At 66.5% G+C, this 19,059-nt stretch carries 20 protein-coding genes and 1 pseudogene; 11 read left to right on the top strand and 10 right to left on the bottom strand.

From position 1 onward, the window contains the following. Positions 1–125 precede the first annotated feature (125 nt). Positions 126–611: an NUDIX domain-containing protein gene (locus R9J51_RS08710; protein WP_179504224.1), complete on the top strand. Its 486-nt coding sequence runs from the start codon at positions 126–128 to the stop codon at positions 609–611. Here the strand turns inward: R9J51_RS08710 and dinB are convergent. Continuing rightward, a complete protein-coding gene (gene dinB, locus R9J51_RS08705) occupies positions 600–1,733 on the bottom strand; it encodes a DNA polymerase IV (protein WP_432787949.1) in 1,134 nt (377 codons plus the stop codon). The two genes, R9J51_RS08710 and dinB, sit on opposite strands and share 12 nt — an antisense overlap. A 91-nt stretch (positions 1,734–1,824) precedes the next feature. On the opposite strand from dinB, the gene R9J51_RS08700 reads away from it, so the two are divergent. Next, the gene (locus tag R9J51_RS08700; RefSeq protein ID WP_169473726.1) at positions 1,825–3,093 is read left to right on the top strand and encodes a multidrug effflux MFS transporter; all 1,269 of its coding nucleotides are present in this window, start codon (positions 1,825–1,827) and stop codon (positions 3,091–3,093) included. Between the two features lie 40 nt (positions 3,094–3,133). On the opposite strand, the gene R9J51_RS08695 is transcribed toward R9J51_RS08700, so the two are convergent. The 3 genes and pseudogenes from R9J51_RS08695 to apaG all read right to left on the bottom strand — a co-directional run bounded on the left by R9J51_RS08695 (position 3,134) and on the right by apaG (position 6,557). Beyond that, positions 3,134–5,089, bottom strand: a complete 1,956-nt coding sequence (locus R9J51_RS08695; RefSeq protein ID WP_432787948.1) for a putative bifunctional diguanylate cyclase/phosphodiesterase — start codon at positions 5,087–5,089, stop codon at positions 3,134–3,136. Positions 5,090–5,294: 205 nt separating this feature from the next. Then, positions 5,295–6,134 carry a LysR family transcriptional regulator gene (locus R9J51_RS08690; protein ID WP_179504223.1) on the bottom strand — a complete coding sequence of 280 codons (840 nt, stop codon included), beginning with the start codon at positions 6,132–6,134 and terminating at the stop codon, positions 5,295–5,297. A 25-nt stretch (positions 6,135–6,159) separates the two neighbouring features. After that, a pseudogene (apaG, locus tag R9J51_RS08685) lies at positions 6,160–6,557 on the bottom strand (Co2+/Mg2+ efflux protein ApaG). Between the two features lie 106 nt (positions 6,558–6,663). Here apaG and recO point away from each other — a divergent pair. Genes recO through R9J51_RS08665 form a run of 4 tightly spaced genes read left to right on the top strand, consistent with a single transcriptional unit; the run spans position 6,664 to position 10,147 of the window. Next, positions 6,664–7,278, top strand: coding sequence for a DNA repair protein RecO (gene recO, locus R9J51_RS08680; RefSeq protein WP_168554171.1), 615 nt, complete (start codon positions 6,664–6,666; stop codon positions 7,276–7,278). A gap of 12 nt (positions 7,279–7,290) precedes the next feature. After that, on the top strand, positions 7,291–8,346 hold the full coding sequence (gene leuB, locus R9J51_RS08675; RefSeq protein WP_179504222.1) for a 3-isopropylmalate dehydrogenase: 1,056 nt from the start codon (positions 7,291–7,293) through the stop codon (positions 8,344–8,346). A 12-nt stretch (positions 8,347–8,358) separates the two neighbouring features. After that, positions 8,359–9,483 (top strand): glycosyltransferase, encoded by a 1,125-nt coding sequence (locus R9J51_RS08670; protein ID WP_168554169.1) that lies wholly within the window; start codon positions 8,359–8,361, stop codon positions 9,481–9,483. Further along, complete coding sequence (locus R9J51_RS08665) at positions 9,476–10,147, top strand: DUF2238 domain-containing protein (RefSeq protein WP_179504221.1); 672 nt, start codon at positions 9,476–9,478, stop codon at positions 10,145–10,147. Before R9J51_RS08670 ends, R9J51_RS08665 begins: the two co-directional genes overlap by 8 nt. Positions 10,148–10,188: 41 nt before the next feature. On the opposite strand, the gene R9J51_RS08660 is transcribed toward R9J51_RS08665, so the two are convergent. Next, on the bottom strand, positions 10,189–10,878 hold the full coding sequence (locus R9J51_RS08660) for a hypothetical protein (protein WP_432787947.1): 690 nt from the start codon (positions 10,876–10,878) through the stop codon (positions 10,189–10,191). Beyond that, positions 10,869–11,561 carry a phospholipid carrier-dependent glycosyltransferase gene (locus R9J51_RS08655; RefSeq protein WP_432787946.1) on the bottom strand — a complete coding sequence of 231 codons (693 nt, stop codon included), beginning with the start codon at positions 11,559–11,561 and terminating at the stop codon, positions 10,869–10,871. The genes R9J51_RS08660 and R9J51_RS08655 overlap by 10 nt, the downstream gene beginning before the upstream one ends. Positions 11,562–11,658: 97 nt before the next feature. Here R9J51_RS08655 and R9J51_RS08650 point away from each other — a divergent pair, with 97 nt between their 5' ends. Beyond that, the gene (locus R9J51_RS08650; RefSeq protein WP_179504219.1) at positions 11,659–12,867 is read left to right on the top strand and encodes an aminotransferase class I/II-fold pyridoxal phosphate-dependent enzyme; all 1,209 of its coding nucleotides are present in this window, start codon (positions 11,659–11,661) and stop codon (positions 12,865–12,867) included. A 97-nt stretch (positions 12,868–12,964) separates the two neighbouring features. Then, entirely contained in the window at positions 12,965–14,299 is a 1,335-nt protein-coding gene (locus R9J51_RS08645; protein WP_179504218.1) for a PAS domain S-box protein, read from the top strand. 17 nt (positions 14,300–14,316) lie between these two features. On the opposite strand, the gene R9J51_RS08640 is transcribed toward R9J51_RS08645, so the two are convergent. From R9J51_RS08640 to R9J51_RS08630, 3 genes are all read right to left on the bottom strand, one after another. Next, complete coding sequence (locus R9J51_RS08640; RefSeq protein ID WP_168554164.1) at positions 14,317–14,595, bottom strand: accessory factor UbiK family protein; 279 nt, start codon at positions 14,593–14,595, stop codon at positions 14,317–14,319. A gap of 90 nt (positions 14,596–14,685) precedes the next feature. Continuing rightward, a complete protein-coding gene (locus R9J51_RS08635) occupies positions 14,686–15,249 on the bottom strand; it encodes a TspO/MBR family protein (protein WP_168554163.1) in 564 nt (187 codons plus the stop codon). 79 nt (positions 15,250–15,328) lie between these two features. Further along, positions 15,329–16,165 (bottom strand): TlyA family rRNA (cytidine-2'-O)-methyltransferase, encoded by an 837-nt coding sequence (locus tag R9J51_RS08630; RefSeq protein WP_168554162.1) that lies wholly within the window; start codon positions 16,163–16,165, stop codon positions 15,329–15,331. Positions 16,166–16,190: 25 nt separating this feature from the next. On the opposite strand from R9J51_RS08630, the gene R9J51_RS08625 reads away from it, so the two are divergent. Then, the gene (locus R9J51_RS08625) at positions 16,191–16,742 is read left to right on the top strand and encodes a hypothetical protein (protein ID WP_169473710.1); all 552 of its coding nucleotides are present in this window, start codon (positions 16,191–16,193) and stop codon (positions 16,740–16,742) included. Between the two features lie 238 nt (positions 16,743–16,980). Here R9J51_RS08625 and R9J51_RS08620 read toward each other — a convergent pair whose 3' ends face one another. Further along, positions 16,981–17,208, bottom strand: a complete 228-nt coding sequence (locus R9J51_RS08620) for a hypothetical protein (RefSeq protein WP_168554160.1) — start codon at positions 17,206–17,208, stop codon at positions 16,981–16,983. Between the two features lie 48 nt (positions 17,209–17,256). Here R9J51_RS08620 and R9J51_RS08615 point away from each other — a divergent pair, with 48 nt between their 5' ends. Then, positions 17,257–18,357 (top strand): branched-chain amino acid aminotransferase, encoded by a 1,101-nt coding sequence (locus tag R9J51_RS08615; RefSeq protein WP_179504216.1) that lies wholly within the window; start codon positions 17,257–17,259, stop codon positions 18,355–18,357. 53 nt (positions 18,358–18,410) lie between these two features. After that, the gene (locus R9J51_RS08610; protein ID WP_179504215.1) at positions 18,411–19,016 is read left to right on the top strand and encodes a DUF4328 domain-containing protein; all 606 of its coding nucleotides are present in this window, start codon (positions 18,411–18,413) and stop codon (positions 19,014–19,016) included. Positions 19,017–19,059: the final 43 nt, after the last annotated feature.

The raw sequence follows: 19,059 nt of genomic DNA, 5'->3' as shown, positions 1-19,059 counted from the left end.
CATCCCTTGCGCCCGCTTGCCCATGATTGCCTTGCCCCTTGCCTGGCGCAGGGTAATCCAGTCTGCCTCGCCCAGAGTGCGGGAAAGCCTCGATTTCGGTTCCGCTAGCGCCTAGGATCGGGCCGATGATCGCGCTTCCCAAACCGCTGCACCGTGCCGCCCTGCGCGTGGCGCATCGGTTGCGCGTGGCCTGGTGGCGCTGGCGGCAAGTGCCGGTGCTGGGCTGCATGGTGGTGGCGCGCAACGCGGCGGGGCATGTCCTGCTGGTGCGGCACAGCTATCACCACAGCACGCTATGGATGCTGCCGGGCGGCGGATTGGCGCGCGGGGAAAGCCCTGTGGCCACGGCCGCGCGCGAACTGGCGGAGGAAACCGGCTGCACCCTGGTGCAAGCCGTGCATTTTGCCGATCACTTGCGCGATCGCGGCGGCTGGCTCAACCAGATCGCCCTGGTGGCCGGCTTGGCCCACGGCACCCCGCGCGCAGACGGGCGCGAGCTGGAAGAAGCGGCGTTCTTTGCCCTCGATGCCCTGCCGCCCACCACCAGCCCGGCCACGCGCGAGATGATCGCGCTTTGGCAGCATAAGACGGCGCAAGCCTCAGAACGGTAACTCGGCCTGCCCCGGCGCAACGGCGGGCGCCTCGCCGGGCTCATCCAGCGCCGAGAGGATCACGCCCATCAGCCGCACCGGCTGCGGCAGCGGCAGCACCTGGTCGAGCAGGCCACGCGCCACCTCGGCCAGGGTGTCGCGGCTCGACACCGGGGTGGAAATGGAACGCGCCCGGCTCATTGCCGAAAAATCCTTGAATTTCAGCTTTAGCGTGACGGTACGCCCGGTCACGTCGGCCCGCGCCACGCGCTCCCACGCCAGGTCGATGATGGTTTCCAGCGTTTCGCGCAAAACGGTGCCCGATGACAGATCACGGTCGAACGTGCGCTCTGCCCCCACCGACTTGCGCGGGCGATCGGCCGTTACCGCGCGCAGATCAATGCCGCGCGCGGCGCGATAAAGATAATCGGCCTGGGCCCCGAAATGCTGGCGCAGACTGGCCAAGTCGAGGCGGCGCAAGTCAGCGCCGGTGGCAATGCCCAGCGCCGCCATCTTTTCCGCCCCGCGCGGCCCCACCCCGTGGAACCGCGCCACTGGCAGCGCCGAAACGAACGCAGCGCCTTCGCCCGGGCGGATCACGCACAGGCCGTCGGGCTTGTTCTGGTCGCTCGCCAGCTTGGCCAGGAACTTGTTGTAGGACACCCCCGCACTGGCGGTCAGCCCGGTTTCGGCGCGGATGCGCTGGCGAATCAATTCGGCAATGCGCGTGGCCGAACCGATCCCGCGCGCATCGCGCGTCACATCAAGATAGGCCTCGTCGAGCGAGAGGGGCTCCACATCGGGCGTATAATCCAGGAAGATCGCGCGGATCTGTTGCGACACCGCGCGATAGACGTCGAAGCGCGGGCGGCGAAAGATCAGGTCCGGGCACAGCTGCACCGCGCGCGCCGACGGCATGGCCGAGCGCACGCCAAAGGCGCGTGCCTCATAGCTGGCCGCCGCCACCACGCCGCGCGCGGCATTGCCGCCCACCGCCACCGGCTTGCCCCGCAACTCGGGGGCATCGCGCTGTTCGACGCTGGCATAGAATGCGTCCATGTCGACATGGATGATCTTGCGCAGGCCCGGCGCCGTATCGGCACCATCGGCAGCGGCAGGATCGAAAATTGGAGGTTCGGGCACGGGCATGACGCGACGCGATCATGCCACAAAGGCCTGGCAAAGGCTGCAACAAAACCTTGGATTGGCGTCCCCCGCCTGCCATAGGATCGTTATGCAACCCAACTATCCAGCCGGCCGGCGCCAGATCCAGGCGCTGGGCGGGCGCGAATTCATTGCCATGATGGCCTTGCTCATGGCGCTTCAGGCGCTGGCTATCGATGCCATGTTGCCCGGCCTTGGCCAGATTGCCGCCGATCTGGGCGTGAGCGATCCCAATCGCCGCCAACTGGTGGTGGGCGTGTTCCTGGTTTCGGCGGGATTGGGCGCGCTGATCCCCGGTGCCCTGGCCGATCGCCACGGCCGGCGGCCGGTGCTGCTGGTGACCATCGTGCTCTATGTGGTGCTGGCGCTGGGCTGCGCGATGGCGCCCGATTTCAATAGCTTGTTGATTCTGCGCGCGCTCCATGCGGTGGCCAGCGCCGGGGTGGCGGTGCTGCCGGCAGCGATCGTGCGCGATCGCTTTGCCGGGGACCAGATGGCGCGCACGCTATCCACCGTGTCCACGGTGTTCATGGTGGTGCCGATGCTGGCGCCCAGCGTCGGGCAATTCGTGCTGCTGTTTGCCGGATGGCGCTGGATTTTCGGCGTGCTGGCGGTGCTGGGCGCGATCATGGGGGTGTGGGTGTTCCAGCGACTGCCCGAAACGCTTGATCCCGCCAACCGCCAAGCGATCATGCCGCTGACCATCGCGCGCAACATGGCCAATTCGGCGATGGAGCGCTCATCGGCGGGCTATGTGCTGGGCGCCTCGCTCGTGTTCGGGGCGATGTTCGGCTATATCAACTGCTCGCAACAGCTGGTGGCCGAACACTTTGGCGCCGGGCGCTATTTCCCGCTGATCTTCGGGGCGACGGCGCTGTCGCTGTCGTTCTCCAACTTCTTCAACGCGCGCATCGTCGAACGCTTTGGCGCGCGGCGCGTGTCGCAAACCGCGCTGCTGGCGTGCATCGGCCTCAGCCTGCTGCAAGTCCACTTCGCGTTCAGCCCGCACCAGACGCTGCTGCGCTTCATGCCGGTGATGGCGGCCAACATCTGCGCCATGGGATTCATCGGCGCCAATTTCAGCTCGATCGCGCTGCAGCCCTTTGCCCGCACGGCGGGCGCTGCCAGTTCGATGCAGATGTTCATGCGCACCCTGATCGGCTCGCTGATCGGCATCGCCATCGGCCAGGTTTACGACGGCACGGCGCGTCCGCTCTCGATCGCCTTCGTCACCTGCGGCCTGCTGTCGCTGGGCCTCGTGCTGTTCTCGGAACGCGGCCGCCTGTTCCGCCGCCTGATCCCGCCGGGCGGAGAGCGGGTGCTGGTGGACGTGCACTGACGCAGGCGTAAAGCCTCGCACCCAGCGCAACCTTGCCGCATCAAGCCACGGCGCGGTCCATGGCAGCCAGGGCCACGTCGGCCCGCTCGGGCCGGCCCAGGTGATAGCCTTGCATCAGGCGGATGCCCAGCGCGCGGGCGGTGGCCAGCTGGGCTTCGTCCTCCACGCCTTCGATCATGCATTCGATGCCCAGTTGCCAGGCGAACGACACGATCGTGCCCACGATCGCCCGCGCGCCGGGATCGCTGGACAGCGCGGCCGCCAGCCCGCGATCGATCTTGACCATGTCCAGCGGCAGATCGCGCAACTGCGACAGGCTTGACCAGCCGGCGCCGAAATCATCGAGCGCCAGGCGGAAGCCGGCGGCGCGGAATGCTTCCAACTGGGTGCGGGCGCGGCGCGGATCGGCCAGCAGCGCCGCTTCGTTCATTTCCAGCAGGAAACGGGCAGGGTCCGCGCCGGCATCGCGAACCAGGCGATCGAGCGATTCGACCGCGCCCTCGCGGGTGACATCGCGCGGACTGAGGTTGATCGCCACGGTCAACCCGCGTCGCCAGGCATCGCATTCGGCCAAAGTGCGCGCGATCACCGCGCGGGTCAGTTCGCCTGTGCGGCCGGTGGCCGTGGCCAGGTGCATGAATTCGCCGGGCGCCAACCAGGTCTGCCCATCGGGCGACCAGCGGGCAAACGCCTCGAATCCCAGCACGGCGCCGCTGTCGACATCGTAGAACGGCTGGTAAAGCAGGCGCAGCCGGTCATCCAGGCGGCAACCATTGAACTGGCGGGTCATCGCGCTGCGATGCTGCAGGGCCACTTCGTCTTCCGGGCCGAACAGCACGATCGCGCCTTCGCCCCGCTTCTTGGCCTTGTAGAGCGCGGCATCGGCCCGTTCGAGGCACGCCCCCACGGCGTGCCCGCCCACATTCGCCGCCCCGGCATTGGCCCCCCGCATCCGGTGAATTCCGGTGGACGCGTGCAGGCGCAAGGTAACGCCATTGTGCACCACGGGCGCGCGTACCGCCTGTGACAGGGCATGGGCAGCCGCTGCCACGCCCGGCCCGTCGAGCGCGCCATCGAACAGGATCGCGAATTCATCGCCGCCCAGCCGGCCATGCGCCACCACCCCGCCGATCGCATCGATGCGGCGCGAAACCGCGCGCAGCACGTCATCGCCCGCAGCGTGGCCATAGGTGTCGTTGATATGCTTGAACCCATCGAGATCGAGCAGCGCCAGCCAGGGTTGCGGCGCATCGTGCCGGGTCACTTCCTGGGCCAGCCGCGCCAGGATCGCGCGGCGGTTGAGACCGCCGGTCAGGGGATCGCGCGAGGCCTGCTCGAAGTTCGTCTGCGCCAGCCGCGCGGCCAGCCGTTCGCGCCGGGCAAGTTGCTGACGCGACAGCTCCAGCCGCACGAAATCGGCGTGAAAGCCGAACGTCATCATCAGCACGGTGAGATTGGCCATCGTCAGGACCACGACCACCGGCCAAACCCCCGCCCCATCAACGGCGAGGTAGACAATGGCAGCCGGCACCGTGCAGGTCAGCGCCAGGCGCAGGGCCGCGGCGGGCGCATGGGCCAGGCCCAGCACGCCCGCCACCGACACCACCGAGAGCAGCACGCGCACCAGCGCCCGCTGCGCATCGTTGCCCACGCAATAGAGCGAGAGCGCCCACGACACGGCGAACAGCGCCGAAAGCCCCACACTCATCGGCAAAGTGACGATATCCTTGCGCCGCCGCGCCAGGGGGCGTTGCGCCACCTGGGAAGGCAGCCAGTGCCAGCCGCGCTCGGCGGCGAAGGCCATCATCGCCACGCCCGGCAACAAGACCGGCCAGCGGACCGTGCCGATGAAGCGCATGATCACCAGGCCCACGCCCAGGATCACCAGCAGCGACAGCAGCGGCAGGCGCCGCGACAGATTGTGGGCGTAGGACGCCACCATGGTTTCGCCACGATGGCTGCGCCAATGCGAAGCGCCCAGGACCGAACCGACCAATGCCCGTGCCGTCCGCCCTCGGCCGCGACGGCGCGTTGGCTTGCCCGGCACTGGCGCTGGGCTTGCCTCCACATCGTAGTCTGCCTGAGGGTTTCCGCTAAGGACTTCCATCTGGCGGCCATAGGGCCAAGGCAGTTAACAGGTGGTATGCGCGCCGGCCCAAGCGATTGCCCTCGCGCGCGGAAAACCGGTGCGCCCGGCGCCGTCAGCCCTCGGCCAGTGCCGCCACCAAGGCCTTGACTTTCTTCTGCCGCCACTGCGGCAGGGGGGCTACCAGCCAATAGCCACGCCGGCCGATTTCCACTTCGCCCAGCGCAACCACGCGGCCGGTGGAAAGCGCATATTCGGCCAGCAGCAAAGGCACGCGCGCTTTGCCCAGGCCAGCGGCAGCGGCGCTGATCGCGGTGCCTGCATCGCCCACCGAAAATGCCACTTCGCGCCCTTCGCCTGCCGGCACCGGGTCACCCGGCCAGCCGATCCACGCGCCGTCGCTGTTGGCGCCAACACTGTTCTCCGGGCTTCCTTCGGCAAAGCCGGGCGCGGCCACGATCACGGTCTGCGGCGCGCCCAGCGGGATGCCTTCCAGTTCGCCCGGCCCTTCGGCCCAGCGCACGGCGAGATCGAGGTTGGCCTCGGTAAAGTCGATGTCGCCATCGCCGCCCACCAGCGAAAAGCGCAGCGCGGGATTTTCGGCGCGAAACGCGGCGAGGCGCTGGCTGAACCAGGCGGCAAAGAAATCGCGCGGGCAGGCAATGGTATAGACGTGGCTGGATTGGCCGGCCTGCATCGCCTGTACGCCTTCTTCAAAGCGCAGGAAGCCTTCGCGGATGGCATCGAGGCCGGCGGCGGCTTCATCGGTCAGTTCCAGGCCCTTGGACGTGCGGCGGAACAGCACCACGCCCAAAAGGTCTTCCAGCGCGCGGATCTGCTGGCCAACGGCGGCGGGCGTCACGGCCAATTCGTCGGCAGCGCGGGTGAAGGACAGGTGGCGGGCGGCGGCATCGAGCACGCGCAGCCCGTTGAGCGGGAGATGGGTCCGCTTCATGAGGTGATTGCCTTCTTCTTGGCGGTCAATTGGCCGTGGCCGGGGCGGCCAGCGGAAAGAAGGGGATGGCCACTTCCAACAAGGAGCCATCGTCGCGGCGCATGGTGTAATGCCCCTCCATGCTGCCCGTGGCGTGCCCAGCGGACAGCCCGAGACATAGTCGTGCGCCTGGCCCGGTTCCAGCCGGGGCTGTTCGCCCACCACGCCTTCGCCATCGACAAAGCTGACATGGCCACGCCCGTCGGTGATGCGCCAATGCCGGGTCACGAGCTGGGCCGGCTCGTTCGAATCGTTTTCGATACGGATGTGATAGACCCAGAACCACTTGCCGGCCGCCACGCGCGATTGCTCAGGCAAAAAGTTCACCGCCACCCGGACGGTGATGCCATGCGTGATCGCGGCATGCTGGAAAAGCTGCTTCATCCGCCACAGACTAACGCACTTGGGCGTTCGTTCCAATGCCCGAAATGGACCATCTGCGCCAACGCCCTTGCTGCAGCAGGGCGGGCACGGCACAGGCAGGAATGTGATGACTGACCAGCCACCGCCCCCGTTCATCGTCTGCGCCGTGCTGCCCCATGGGGAAACCGGCGCGGTGGTGCGCCTGCTGGGCGAGGAGACGGGACTCGTCGCGGTCTATGTGGCGGGTGCGCGCGGGCGGACCTTGCGCCCCGTGCTGATCCCCGGAAACCTGGTGGCCGCAGACCTGGCGCGGCGCGGCGATACGCGCCTGCCCACCGCGCGGGTGGAACTGATCGCCAGCCGCGGCCCCTGGCTGGGCGAGCCACTGGCCAGCGCCGGCCTGGCCTGGGCCTGCGCGCTGACCGCCGCCGCCCTGCCCGAGGGCTTGCCCCTGCCGGCGATCCATGCCGCGCTTGTCGCCTTGCTCGATGCCATTTGCCTGGCGCCATCGGCACGCGGTTGGGCGCGCGCGCTGGCCGGCTATGAAGCCTTGCTGCTGCGCGAAGGCGGGCACGGCCTGGCGCCCCTGCCCGTCGCGAACGAGACTTGGCCCGCCCTGCTGGCCCGGCTGGATGCGCAGGGGCCGGCGATTGCAAGCCAACTGCTTGCCGAACGGCGGCGCGATGTTATGGCGGCCCGCGCGATTCTGCTGGAACGGCTGAAGCGCATCGGATCGGATTGAGAAGGCCAGAACATGAAAATTGCGGTTTTGCCCGGCGACGGCATCGGCCCCGAAGTGACGCGTGAAGCGGTCCGCGTGATCGAGGCACTCGACCTTGGCATCGCGATGGAACAAGCGCTGGTCGGCGGCAGCGCCTACAAGGCCAGCGGCCACCCCCTGCCGCCCGAGACACTGGCGCTGGCCCGCGCGTCCGATGCAATCCTGTTCGGCGCGGTGGGCGATCCCGATTGCGACGCGCTGGAACGCCACCTGCGGCCGGAACAAGCGATCCTGGGCCTGCGCAAGGAACTGACGCTGTTTGCCAACTTGCGCCCGGCCAAGGTCTTTGCCGGCCTGGAAAGCCATTCCGCGCTGCGCCCCGAAGTGGCCGGCGCGATCGACCTGCTGATCGTGCGCGAATTGAACGGCGACGTCTATTTCGGCGAAAAGGGCTTCCGCCAGACCGCCAGCGGCGAGCGCGAAGGCTATGACATCATGTCGTACAACGAAAGCGAAGTGCGCCGCATTGCCCATGTCGCGTTCCGCGCCGCGCTGGGCCGGGGCAAGCGCCTGTGCTCGGTGGACAAGGCCAACGTGCTCGAAACCTCGCAGCTGTGGCGCGACGTGATCGTGGAAGTGGCCAAGGAATATCCCAACGTCGCGCTCGAACATATGTATGTCGACAACGCCGCGATGCAGCTGGTGCGCGCGCCGGGCAAGTTCGACGTGGTGGTGACCGGCAACCTGTTCGGCGACATCCTGTCCGACCAGGCCAGCATGTGCGTTGGTTCGATCGGGCTGCTCGCCTCGGCCTCGCTGGGTGAACGCCAGACCGCGCACGGCACCTTCGGCCTCTATGAGCCGATCCATGGGTCCGCGCCCGATATTGCCGGCCAGGGCCTGGCCAATCCGATGGCCACGATCCTTTCGGCCGCCATGCTGCTGCGCCATTCGCTGGGCCTGGCCGATGCGGCCGACCGCGTGGAAGCAGCCGTTGCCGCCACTCTGGCCGATGGCGTGCTAGGCCGCGACCTGGGCGGCACCGCCGGAACTGCGGAAATTGGTGACGCCGTGATCGCAAAGCTGTAAGCGCTGCGCCCCATGTTGCAACTGGCAGTCATTCTCCCGACCTTCAACGAGAGCAAGAACATTGCCTCGATGGTCGAACGGCTCGACAAGGCGCTCACCGGCATCGCCTGGGAAGCGGTCTTCGTCGACGATAACAGCCCCGATGGCACCGCCGATGTGGCGCGTGCCATCGGCCGCACCGATCCGCGCATCCGCGTGATCGAGCGGATCGGGCGGCGGGGCCTGGCCTCTGCCGCGATCGAGGGCATGTGCGCCACCGCCGCGCCGATCGTGGCGGTGATGGACAGCGATCACCAGCACGATCCCGCGCTGCTGCCACAGATGCTGGCCGCCATCACCAGCGGCGAGTGCGACGTGGCCTATGCCTCGCGCTTTGCCGAAGGGGCCAGCACCGAAGCCTGGGGCCGGCCCGATCGGGTGAAAGCCTCGGGCCTGGCCAACGCCATCGCCCGCAAGGTCACGGGCGTGCAGCTGACCGACCCGATGAGCGGGTTCTTCATGCTGCCCGCCACGGTGCTGCGCGCCGATGCGCACCGTCTGTCGGGCGTGGGCTTCAAGATCCTGCTCGATATTCTCGCCACGGTTGACGCGCCGCTGCGGGTAAAGGAATTTCCCCTGCACTTCGCCGCCCGGGCCGAAGGCGAATCGAAACTGGACCGTACCGTCGTGTTTGAATTCCTCATCGGCCTTTACGACAAGTGGCTTGGCCGCATCATCCCCACCCGCTTTGCCCTGTTCGGCACGGTCGGCGCGCTGGGCGCACTGGTGCACCTGGCCGTGCTCTATGTGGTGCTGCACTTGTTCGGCGCGGAATTCGCGCTCAGCCACTATCCCAAGGAAGCGGCGTTCATCGTCGGCCAGACCCTGGCTGCCTTGACCGCGATGACCTTCAACTTCGTGCTCAACAACGAACTGACCTATGCCGACAAGCGGCTGCGCGGGTTCATGCCGCTCACGCGCGGCTGGCTGAAATTCGCCGCCACTTGCGCGTTCGGCATGCTCGCCAACATCGGCGTCTCCACTGCGCTGGTGCGCGTCGGCTTCCATCCGATCTCGGCCGCGCTGGTGGGCATCGTGCTCGCCTCGGTGTGGAATTTCGCGCTTTCGAGCAAGTTCGTGTGGGGCAAGTATGGGTGATGGTTCTGGTGCCGGTGCGCTGCCCCGCTTGCAGTTGGCAATCGTGGCGGCAACCGGCATCTGGACGGTCTATTGCCTGCTGACATCACCTTATCCTTATTATGCGCCGCTGCAGAATGGCCCCACGCTAGCCATTCTGGGCGGCGTTGCCATATGGGCCTGGCGCCGCCCGCAACCCACGTCGGCCGTGGCATGCCTTTGCGCGTTCCTCGCCCTGCATGCGCTGGGCGGGAAATACATCTATTCCTACGTGCCCTATGAACGCTGGGCGCAAGACCTGGCCCTGCCCAGCCCTAACCGGTTGCTCGGCCTGCCGCGCAATTCCTATGACCGGCTGGTGCACTTTGCGTTCGGCCTGCTGATGGTCCACCCGATCCGCCAGGCACTGATGCGGCAGGGCGGCGTGGGGCCGCGCCTGTCGCTTTATGTCGCCGTGGAATTCGTGATGGCGGGAAGCTGCCTTTACGAGATCTTCGAATGGCTGCTGACCGTGATCGTGGCCACCACGGATGCCGATGCCTACAACGGGCAGCAGGGCGACCTGTGGGATTCGCAAAAGGACATGGCCTGCGCCAGCGCCGGCGCGATCGTGGCGGGGGCGGTCATCGTGGCGCGGCGCATGGCGTCGAAAAGGGCTTCGACAGGCTCAGCCCGAACGGATTGAGACAACTGGTTTTTAGTACCCCTGCCCGGCCGAAATGCCCGTCACTTCCACACCGGCATCCAGGTGAAGAGGCGGAAGGACTTGACGCTGGGCAAGGGCAAGGCCGCCAGGATCGGGAAGAAATAGACGAAACCGAGCAAGGCCAGGGCCAGGCTGGTCCAGGCCGGCCAACGCAGACCCCGCCGCCAGAGCTGCGCCAGCACCAGCGCCAGCGCCGCGTCGAGGAACACGGCGGCAAGCTGGTAGTGGTAATAGAACTGGACCGGCTTGCCGTTGATCGCCCAGAAGAACAGCGACCCAACGTAGAACAGCGCCGCCATGCCGCTCAGCGCCGACAGGCGATCGCGCCCGGTGGGCCACCACTTGCCCGGCAGCGCCAGGCTGCGGCGGGCCAGCGCCATCGCGCCGTCTGCCGCGCACCACAGCAGCGCGGGCAGCCCCGCCCACATCGTGTAGGGATTGCCGATCATCAGCACGCCGCGCTGGGCGCCGTCCCACTTTTCATAGAAGAACCAGATCGGCCGCGCGTTGAGCATCCACTGGTACCAGTGGCTCATGTAGCGGTGCGGCTTCACCACGCTGTCCTGCAATTTCAGCATGGTCTGCTGCCATTCCACCAGGTGCCAGGGGCTGAGCGGATTGACCGCATAGAACATCGCTGGCGTGAACGTGGCGAAATAGACCAGCACCGGCCAGATCCCGAGCCACAGTGCAGCCTCGATCAGGCACACGCCCGGCACCGGGCCGCCGGCACGCCGACCAACCAGGCCAGGGCACGATGCGGGCGGCCCGCGCTGGCCTGCCCCGCACTGGCCCGCCAACGCGCATGGGCATACCACAGGCCGGGAAAGACCATCAGCGGCACGCCGTTCCACTTGCCGCCCATCGACAGGCCCATGAACAGGCCCGCCAGCACCAGATGCACGCGCGCACCTTTGCGCGCCGCCAGCGCCCATTGCCAAAAGGCCAGGGCCAGCGAGGCGGCCATTGCCATGTCGAGGATGGCGATGCGCGACAGCACGAACCAGATGAAATTGGTCGCCAGGAACACGCCGAACAGCAGGGTGCCGCGGCCTGAAAGGCTGGCCCACCAGAACGCCCGGATCGCGCCGTAAAGCCCGATCACGCCATAGAGCGCGTTGCAGAACCGCCAGCCGAACGGATTGTCGCCAAACAGCATCATGCCCAGCGCGATCAATTCCTTGCCCAGCAGCGGGTGTTCGGGATTGAGCCGGCTGGACAGCGCGATCAGGTGCCGCGCGGCAGGCAGGTAATGCACTTCATCGAACATGATCTTCGATGGCGTGCCCAGGCGCCAGAACACCAGTATGGCAAAGACCGCCACGATGGCCAGCACGCCACGGATCGGATCGGGTTCGGACGCGCGCGGCGGCAGCGGAATGGGCTGGTTCATGCAAGGCGCGCGATACGCCAGATGCCCCAGGCACGCAATGGCCCCCGCCCGTGCAATGCCTTGCGCGCGCCGCCCCTGTTAACTAAGGCTGCGCGCCATGAAACGCGCAACCGGACAAGACCGCTCGATCACCCAATCCTGGCGCCCGGCCACCAAGGCCGTGCGCGGTGGCACCTGGCGTTCGGAAATGGGCGAAACGTCCGAAGCGCTGTTCCTGACCTCTGGCTATACCTATGACGACGCCGCCACCGTGGCTGCGCGGTTTGCCGGCGAGCAGGACGGCATGACCTATTCCCGCCTGCAGAACCCCACCGTGGCCATGCTGGAAGAGCGCATTGCCCTGATGGAAGGGGCGGCAAGCTGCCGCACCCAGGCCAGCGGCATGGCGGCGATGACCACGGCGCTGCTCTGCCAGCTTTCGGCCGGCGATCACATCGTTGCGGCCAAGGCGGCGTTCGGTTCTTGCCGCTGGCTGGTGGAAAGCCTGCTGCCGCGCTTTGGCGTGGAAGGCACCCTGATCGACGCGACCGACAATGCCGCGTGGGAAGCCGCGATCCGACCCAACACCAAAGTGTTCTTTTTCGAGACACCGGCCAACCCGACGCTGGGCATCGTGGACATGGAATATGTCTGCGGCCTGGCCAAGGCGCACGGCATCACCACGGTGGTGGACAATGCCTTTGCCACCTATGCCCTGCAACGGCCGCTGGAATTCGGCGCCGACGTGGTGGCCTATTCGGCCACCAAGATGATGGATGGCCAGGGCCGCGTGCTGGCCGGCGCAGTGTGCGCCAGCCACGATTTCATCGAAAACAAGCTACTGCCGTTCCAGCGCAACACCGGCCCCAACCTGGCGCCGTTCAACGCATGGGTCGTGCTCAAGGGCCTCGAAACGCTGGACCTGCGCATTCATCGGCAAAGCGTGAATGCCCAGAAAGTGGCGGAATTCGTGGAAAAGCGCGTACCCACGATCCTGTACCCAGGCCTGGCGAGCCATCCCCAGCATGACCTGGCGATGCGGCAGATGAGCACGGGCGGCACGATCTTTTCGATCGTGCTCGATGGTGGGCGGGCCCAGGCGCATGCCCTGCTCGACGCGCTCAAGCTGATCGACATTTCGAACAACATCGGCGATTCGCGTTCGCTGATGTGCCACCCCGCCACCACCACCCACCATGGCGTGGGCCCCGAGGGCCGCGCCGACATGGGCGTCGGCGAAGGCATGCTGCGCCTGAACGTTGGACTGGAAGACCCGGACGACGTGATCGAGGACCTGGACCAGGCGCTCAAAGCCGCGGGGCTTTGAGCCGAAACCGCCAGCCCAAGGCACGCATCTGGCCATTGAATTGCTCCGCCAAGCGCTTACAAGTGCGCCGGGCGGGGCTATAGACCGGAGCGTACCATTGCTGGCGGAAGCCCATCTTTCGGCCATCGTTCAATCATCGGACGATGCCATCATCAGCAAGTCGCTGGTGGGCATCGTGCTTTCCTGGAATCCCGCCGCCACGCGCATCTTCGGTTTCACCGAGGACGAGATGATCGGGCAATCGGTCCGCAAGCTCATCCCCGCCGATCGCCAGACTGAAGAAGACAGCATCATCGCCCGCATCGCGCGCGGTGAACGGGTCAAGACCTTTGAAACGATTCGCCAGCGCAAGGACGGCACGCGGTTTTGCGCCTCGCTGACCATTTCGCCGATCCTGGATGCCGATGGCACGGTGGTGGGCGCCAGCAAGATCGTGCGCGATGTGAGCGAACGCCAGGCCGCCGAGGCCGCCCTGGCAGAACGCGAACACCGCCTGCGCATGCTGGCCGACAACATATCACAGCTGGCATGGGTTACCGATCCACATGGCAGCCTGATCTGGTTCAACAAGCGCTGGTATGATTACACGGGGCTGACCGAAGCGGATTCGCTGGTCAACCACGTGCCGGTGCACCATCCCGACCACGTCGATCGCGTGATGACCAAGTTCCACGACGACCTGGCCGCCGGACGCGAATGGGAAGACACCTTTCCCTTGCGTGGGCGCGATGGCGCCTATCGCTGGTTCCTGTCACGGGCCAAGCCGATCCGCGACCATTCCGGCCACATCGTCAACTGGTTCGGCACGAACACCGACGTAACGGAAATGCTGGAAAAGGAAGAGCAGATCCGGCTGCTGCTGATGGAAGTGAACCATCGGTCCAAAAACATGCTGGCCGTGGTTCAGGCGCTGGCCCGCCGATCGGGTGGCGGCGATCCCGATTTCCTGGCCCGCTTCGAAAACCGCCTGGCCAGCCTTTCGGCAAACCAGGACCTATTGGTGCGGCGCGGTTGGCAACACATTCCCATGGCCGAACTGGTGGATGCGCAACTGGCGATCCTGGACCGCGACAGCCGGGCCCTGGTCAAGGTCTGTGGTCCCGACCTGCTGCTATCGCCACGAACGGCTGAAATCGTCGGCATGGCGCTGCACGAGCTGGCGACCAACGCGCTCAAGTACGGTGCGCTTTCCCAGGGCACTGGCCAGGTTTGGCTCTGGTGGGAAGAGCGCGGCGATCGCTTTGTGGTGGAATGGCGCGAGCGCGGTGGCCCACGCGTGGAGCCGCCGCAGAACTCCGGCTTTGGCACCACCTTGATCCGGCACATTCCGGCGCGCAGCCTGAAAGCCGACGTGACGCTGGACTATGCGCCCGATGGCCTGGCCTGGCGCCTGGAGTGCGATGCCACCCTGGCGCGCACCCTGGCGTCATAACGCAGGCAACAGGGCCGTCAGCCCTGACCTTCGCCGGCAGGATGTGCGTCACCGGCCAGCCGGGCTTCAAGCGCCGCGATCCGGGCCTTGAGCGTTTCGACTTCTTCGCGCGCGGTGGCGGCCATTTCCTTGGCGGCGGCGAATTCCTCGCGGCTGACGAAGTCGAAGCCACCGAACACTTCGCGCGCCTTTTCCCGCGCGGTTTCGCCCGCTTCACGGCCAAGGCCGGCCAGCGTGCCCGCGGCGCTGTTGAGCACCTTGACGAAATCGGCGATCATCGGGTTTTCGGTCTGCATGGCGGCCCATCCTGGGGTTGGAAATCTTGCCGCCTACATGGTGTGGGCGCCCGCGAACCGCAAGCGCCACCTGCAATTATCTCGGGGCAATTACCCCTGGCCGAAATCGATATGCACCGTCGACTGCGGCACGGCCGCGCCATCGGCATCGGGATTGAGCTGGATGAACTGGAAATTGAGGAACGCGGCGAAGCAGATCCAGGCCAGATAGGGCACCAGCAGCCAGGCCGCGGCCGGGCGCACCCGCCAGAACAGGAAGATGGTGAGCGCCACCAGCGGGATCATCGCCAGGATGATGCCCTGGGCGATCATCATGCGGTGCAGCGCAAAGAACACCGGGCTCCACGACAGATTGAGCAGCAGTTGCACCACGAAGGCCGCCACGGCGCCGGGCCGCCCGGGCGCGCCGCGTGCGGCCAGGATCATCGCCAGAGCCAGCCCCATCAGCAGGTAAAGCACGCTCCACACGATGCCGAACGTGGCAGGCGGCGGGAACGTTGCCGGCTTGACCAGCGCGGCAAACCACGGGTTGCTTGGCCCGCTGCCGGCCGACCGGCCCGACAGGAAGCCGAGCCCCAGCACCAGGGGGATGGTGAAGAGCGACCAGCGCACGAGGCTGGCGCGAAGCTGCGCGGGCGAAGCAAGATAACGCATGGTGTGGTTTTACGTCTGCCTCAAGCAATTGGTTCCGGTGAACCCGGCTCCGTGGTTCGGTATGGCAAGTGTCGTGGCTCTAGGCAATTGGCGAGGGAATCTCATTCCGAAACGCAGATATAAGGAATTCTACGTTGCCTTCGGGCCCGGTGATCGGGCTTTCGACGATCCCCTGGATGTCCCAGCCAGCGTTTTCCAGCCATTCGCGCACTTCGCCGCAGACCCGCGCGTGCAGCGCCGGATCGCGCACCACGCCGCCCTTGCCCACTTCGGCCCGGCCCACTTCGAATTGCGGCTTGATCAGCGCCACCAGCCGCGTGGGCCGGGTTGCCAGCGCCAGCGGCACCTCCAGCACTTTGGCAAGGGCGATGAAGCTGGCATCGCACACCACCCAGGTGGCCGGACGATCGATGTGGGCAGGCGTGAGAATGCGTGCGCTGGTTTGCTCCAGAACGGTGACACGCGGGTCCTGGCGCAATTTCCAGGCCAGCTGGTTGGTGCCCGAATCCACCGCAAAGACGTGCTCCGCGCCCTTTTGCAGCAGCACGTCGGTAAACCCGCCGGTGGAGCTGCCGATGTCCATTGCCGTAACACCCGCCGGATCGAGACCGAAATGGTCGATCGCATGGGCGAGCTTGATCCCGCCGCGTGAAACCCAGGGGTGATCGCGCCCGCGCACATCCAGCGCGGCATCGGCAGGCACGGTCTGGCCGGCCTTGGCCACCTTGGCCTCGCCCACATAGACCAGGCCCGCCAGGATCAGCGCCTGCGCGCGGGCGCGGCTTTCGGCTAGGCCACGCTCCACCAGCAACTGGTCCACGCGCGTTTTGGGCGCGGGCTTGGTCTTGGCCGGGGCCTTGACCGACGATTGCGCACGGGCTGCCGGATCGGGCGAAGGGGTTCGGGTTGTGGTCACGCACGCTTCCTTCCATAAGCCGGGCATGAAGATCAACCGCGCCGCCCGGCAAGGGCGCATTTCTCCGCCGCGAAATTCCCTGATCGTGGCCGTACTGGCCGCGCTGGCCACGGCCTGCGCGCCGCAGGCCGTGATCCCGCCCGCGCCTGTCCGCCAGGCACCGCCACCACCACCGCAACCCGCCCCGCCGCCCGTGGCCAGCGCGCCGCTCGATTGGCGCGACCAGCCGCAAACACCGGGCACCTGGCGCTATGCCGCCAGGCAGGCGCAATTCGGCGTGGCCGGCGCGGGCCCGGTCTTTGCGATGGAATGCCGCCAGGGCCAGGTTGCCCTGACGATCGCGGGCAGCGCCACGCAGCCCGTGCCCGCCGCCATCACCACCACCAGCCAGCAGCGCGCACTCAGCGCCGCGCCGGCTGGCCCGGCGGCACTGGTGATCACGCTGCCGGCGCGCGACAATCTGCTTGATGCCATGGCCTTCAGCCGGGGACGCTTCATGGTGGAAGTCAACGGGTTGCCCACGCTGATCCTGCCGGCCTGGGCCGAAGTGGGCCGCGTGGTGGAAGATTGCCGCTGATTGCCAAGCGGGCACGCGAGCCCGAACATTGGGGGCGCAAAGCCGCAGCGAAACCGCCGGGCAGATCGGTTCAAATCCGCCGGGATACCGGCACGAAGCAGCGATTTTGACGGCAAAATAATTGAATGCAAGTCTTGTTGTTTGGCGATCAATTGCGCACATAGATCACAAGGCCGGTGAGCGGATGGAAAACCCTCCTGGCCCAGCTGTTCGGAACGCCCCGTGCAGCGACTTTGGCTCAACAGCGCGAAAGGAGGTGATCCGATGTCTCATGGTTCAGCAGAGAGGTCGGCATTCCGCAGCGCGAGGCATTATCACTGATTTCCAGCACAGTGATAAAGGCTTCGTGAGCGGCACTTCCGGCCGCTGACCATGCGAAGGGCCGCTTCGGATTGCCGAGGCGGCCCTTCACATTTATTTCTTTTTCCTTGCCATTGGCGCAACAATCGTTCAACGGGCGAATCACCGATTCCTGTTTTTGCCCAGTTCCCTTTTGTGCAAGGATGATTGTGCCATGGCGACCACCGCCGCGCCTGCTTTGACCTTTACCCGCGTTCCCCACCCCGCGCCTGCTGCGGCCGAGGTGCGCGCGCAGGTACTGGCCAACCCCGGCTTCGGCACCAAGTTTTCCGACCACATGGTGTCCATCGACTGGACCGAGGCGGAAGGCTGGCACAACGCACAGATCCTGCCCTATGGCCCGATCGCGCTCGATCCGGCGGCAGCCGTGCTGCACTATGCCCAGGAAATCTTCGAAGGGCTCAAGGCCTATCGCCTGGCCGACGGCGGCATCGCCCTGTTCCGTCCCGAAGCCAACGCGGCGCGCTTCAACGCATCGGCGCGGCGCCTGGCCATGGCCGAAATTCCCGAAACGCTGTTCGTGGAAGCCGTGGAGCAGTTGGTTCTGGCCGACCGCGACTGGTTCCCCACGGTCGAAGGCGGCTCGCTCTACCTGCGTCCCTTCATGTTCGCGTCCGAAGCGTTCCTGGGCGTGCGCCCGGCCAAGACCTATCGCTTCATGGTCATCGCCAGCCCGGCCGGCAACTATTTCAAGTCGGGCTCGCCCGCCGTGTCGATCTGGGTGAGCGACTATACCCGCGCGGCGCCGGGCGGCACCGGCGCGGCCAAGTGCGGGGGCAACTATGCCGCCAGCCTGGTGCCCACCGCCGAAGCCTTTGCCCGTGGCCACGACCAGGTGCTGTTCCTGGACGCAGCCGAGCACAAGTGGATCGAGGAACTGGGGGGCATGAACCTGTTCTTCGCGTTCGACGATGGCTCGATCCTCACCCCGCCGCTGTCGGGCACGATCCTGCCGGGCATCACCCGCGAAAGCCTGATCGCCCTGGCGCGCGAGGAAGGCCTGACCGTGCGCGAGGAACGCTATAGCCTCGACCAGTGGCGCGCCGACGCCGCCTCGGGCAAGCTGGTCGAAACCTTTGCCTGCGGCACCGCCGCCGTCGTCACCCCGGTGGGCAAGGTGGCCGACCACAATGGCGAATTCGTCATCGGCTCGGGTGGCCCTGGTCAACTGACGCAAAAGCTGCGCCAGCGCCTGGTGGCGATCCAGCGCGGCGAGGCCGCCGACACCCACGGCTGGGTCAAGCAGATCGCCTGATCGCGCTTGCCGTCACGCGTACCCCTGCCTATTCCCGTGGGAAAAGGCGGGGGATGCACATGGCACAATTGACATTGGAACAAGGCCGGTTCCGGCTGGATCGACTGACGCGGGCGCTTTCGTGGCTGTTGCCAACAACGGCCATCCTGATGGTGCTGACGATTGGCACGGTGGAAGTCGGGTTGCCCCCAGCCATCGCAGGCCTATTCGCCGTGTTGCTGTTGGCAGCCTTTCCGGTGTGCGCGATAATGGTCGCCATTTGGTTCCATCGCGCCAATGCCAACCTCCATGATGCGGGCATTGCCATGAACCATGGGCCCCATATGGCCTGGATATGGTTCCTGGTGCCGATTGCCAATTTGTTCAAACCCTATCAGGTGCTGCGCGAAATCTGGGTGGACAGTCACCGCCTGGCCGACAGCTTTGCCGCGCCCAGCCCTTCGCAACTGGGTTTGTGGTGGGGCGGCTGGATCGTCAGTACGGTGTTGTTTCGGATAGCCGACACGCTAACCCTGGGCGGCGGAGCGAAAGGCGTGGCCGTGATCGTCACCGTCGCGGCGCTGGCCGCTTTTTCCGCAAGCACGCTGGCGCTACGCACGCTGATTCGCGAAGTGAACACGGCGCAGCATGGGCTGGCCGACGCAGCAGTGTTCGCCTGACCTAAGGGACGGCTCGCCCGCACCGGCATTCGCGCCGATAGGC

Source organism: Novosphingobium rhizosphaerae, assembly GCF_050920675.1.
Lineage (GTDB): Bacteria > Pseudomonadota > Alphaproteobacteria > Sphingomonadales > Sphingomonadaceae > Novosphingobium > Novosphingobium rhizosphaerae.
This window is presented reverse-complemented; position numbering and strand designations above follow the sequence as displayed.

Coding starts and splice junctions, on each gene's coding strand:
- R9J51_RS08625 (WP_169473710.1), top strand. CDS start 16,191: ATGAAGATCAACCGCGCCGCCCGGCAAGGGCGCATTTCTCCGCCGCGA.
- R9J51_RS08615 (WP_179504216.1), top strand. CDS start 17,257: ATGGCGACCACCGCCGCGCCTGCTTTGACCTTTACCCGCGTTCCCCAC.
- R9J51_RS08640 (WP_168554164.1), bottom strand. CDS start 14,595: ATGCAGACCGAAAACCCGATGATCGCCGATTTCGTCAAGGTGCTCAAC.
- R9J51_RS08610 (WP_179504215.1), top strand. CDS start 18,411: ATGCACATGGCACAATTGACATTGGAACAAGGCCGGTTCCGGCTGGAT.
- R9J51_RS08650 (WP_179504219.1), top strand. CDS start 11,659: ATGAAACGCGCAACCGGACAAGACCGCTCGATCACCCAATCCTGGCGC.
- leuB (WP_179504222.1), top strand. CDS start 7,291: ATGAAAATTGCGGTTTTGCCCGGCGACGGCATCGGCCCCGAAGTGACG.
- recO (WP_168554171.1), top strand. CDS start 6,664: ATGACTGACCAGCCACCGCCCCCGTTCATCGTCTGCGCCGTGCTGCCC.
- R9J51_RS08665 (WP_179504221.1), top strand. CDS start 9,476: ATGGGTGATGGTTCTGGTGCCGGTGCGCTGCCCCGCTTGCAGTTGGCA.
- R9J51_RS08635 (WP_168554163.1), bottom strand. CDS start 15,249: ATGCGTTATCTTGCTTCGCCCGCGCAGCTTCGCGCCAGCCTCGTGCGC.
- R9J51_RS08710 (WP_179504224.1), top strand. CDS start 126: ATGATCGCGCTTCCCAAACCGCTGCACCGTGCCGCCCTGCGCGTGGCG.
- R9J51_RS08655 (WP_432787946.1), bottom strand. CDS start 11,561: ATGAACCAGCCCATTCCGCTGCCGCCGCGCGCGTCCGAACCCGATCCG.
- R9J51_RS08670 (WP_168554169.1), top strand. CDS start 8,359: ATGTTGCAACTGGCAGTCATTCTCCCGACCTTCAACGAGAGCAAGAAC.
- R9J51_RS08700 (WP_169473726.1), top strand. CDS start 1,825: ATGCAACCCAACTATCCAGCCGGCCGGCGCCAGATCCAGGCGCTGGGC.
- R9J51_RS08690 (WP_179504223.1), bottom strand. CDS start 6,134: ATGAAGCGGACCCATCTCCCGCTCAACGGGCTGCGCGTGCTCGATGCC.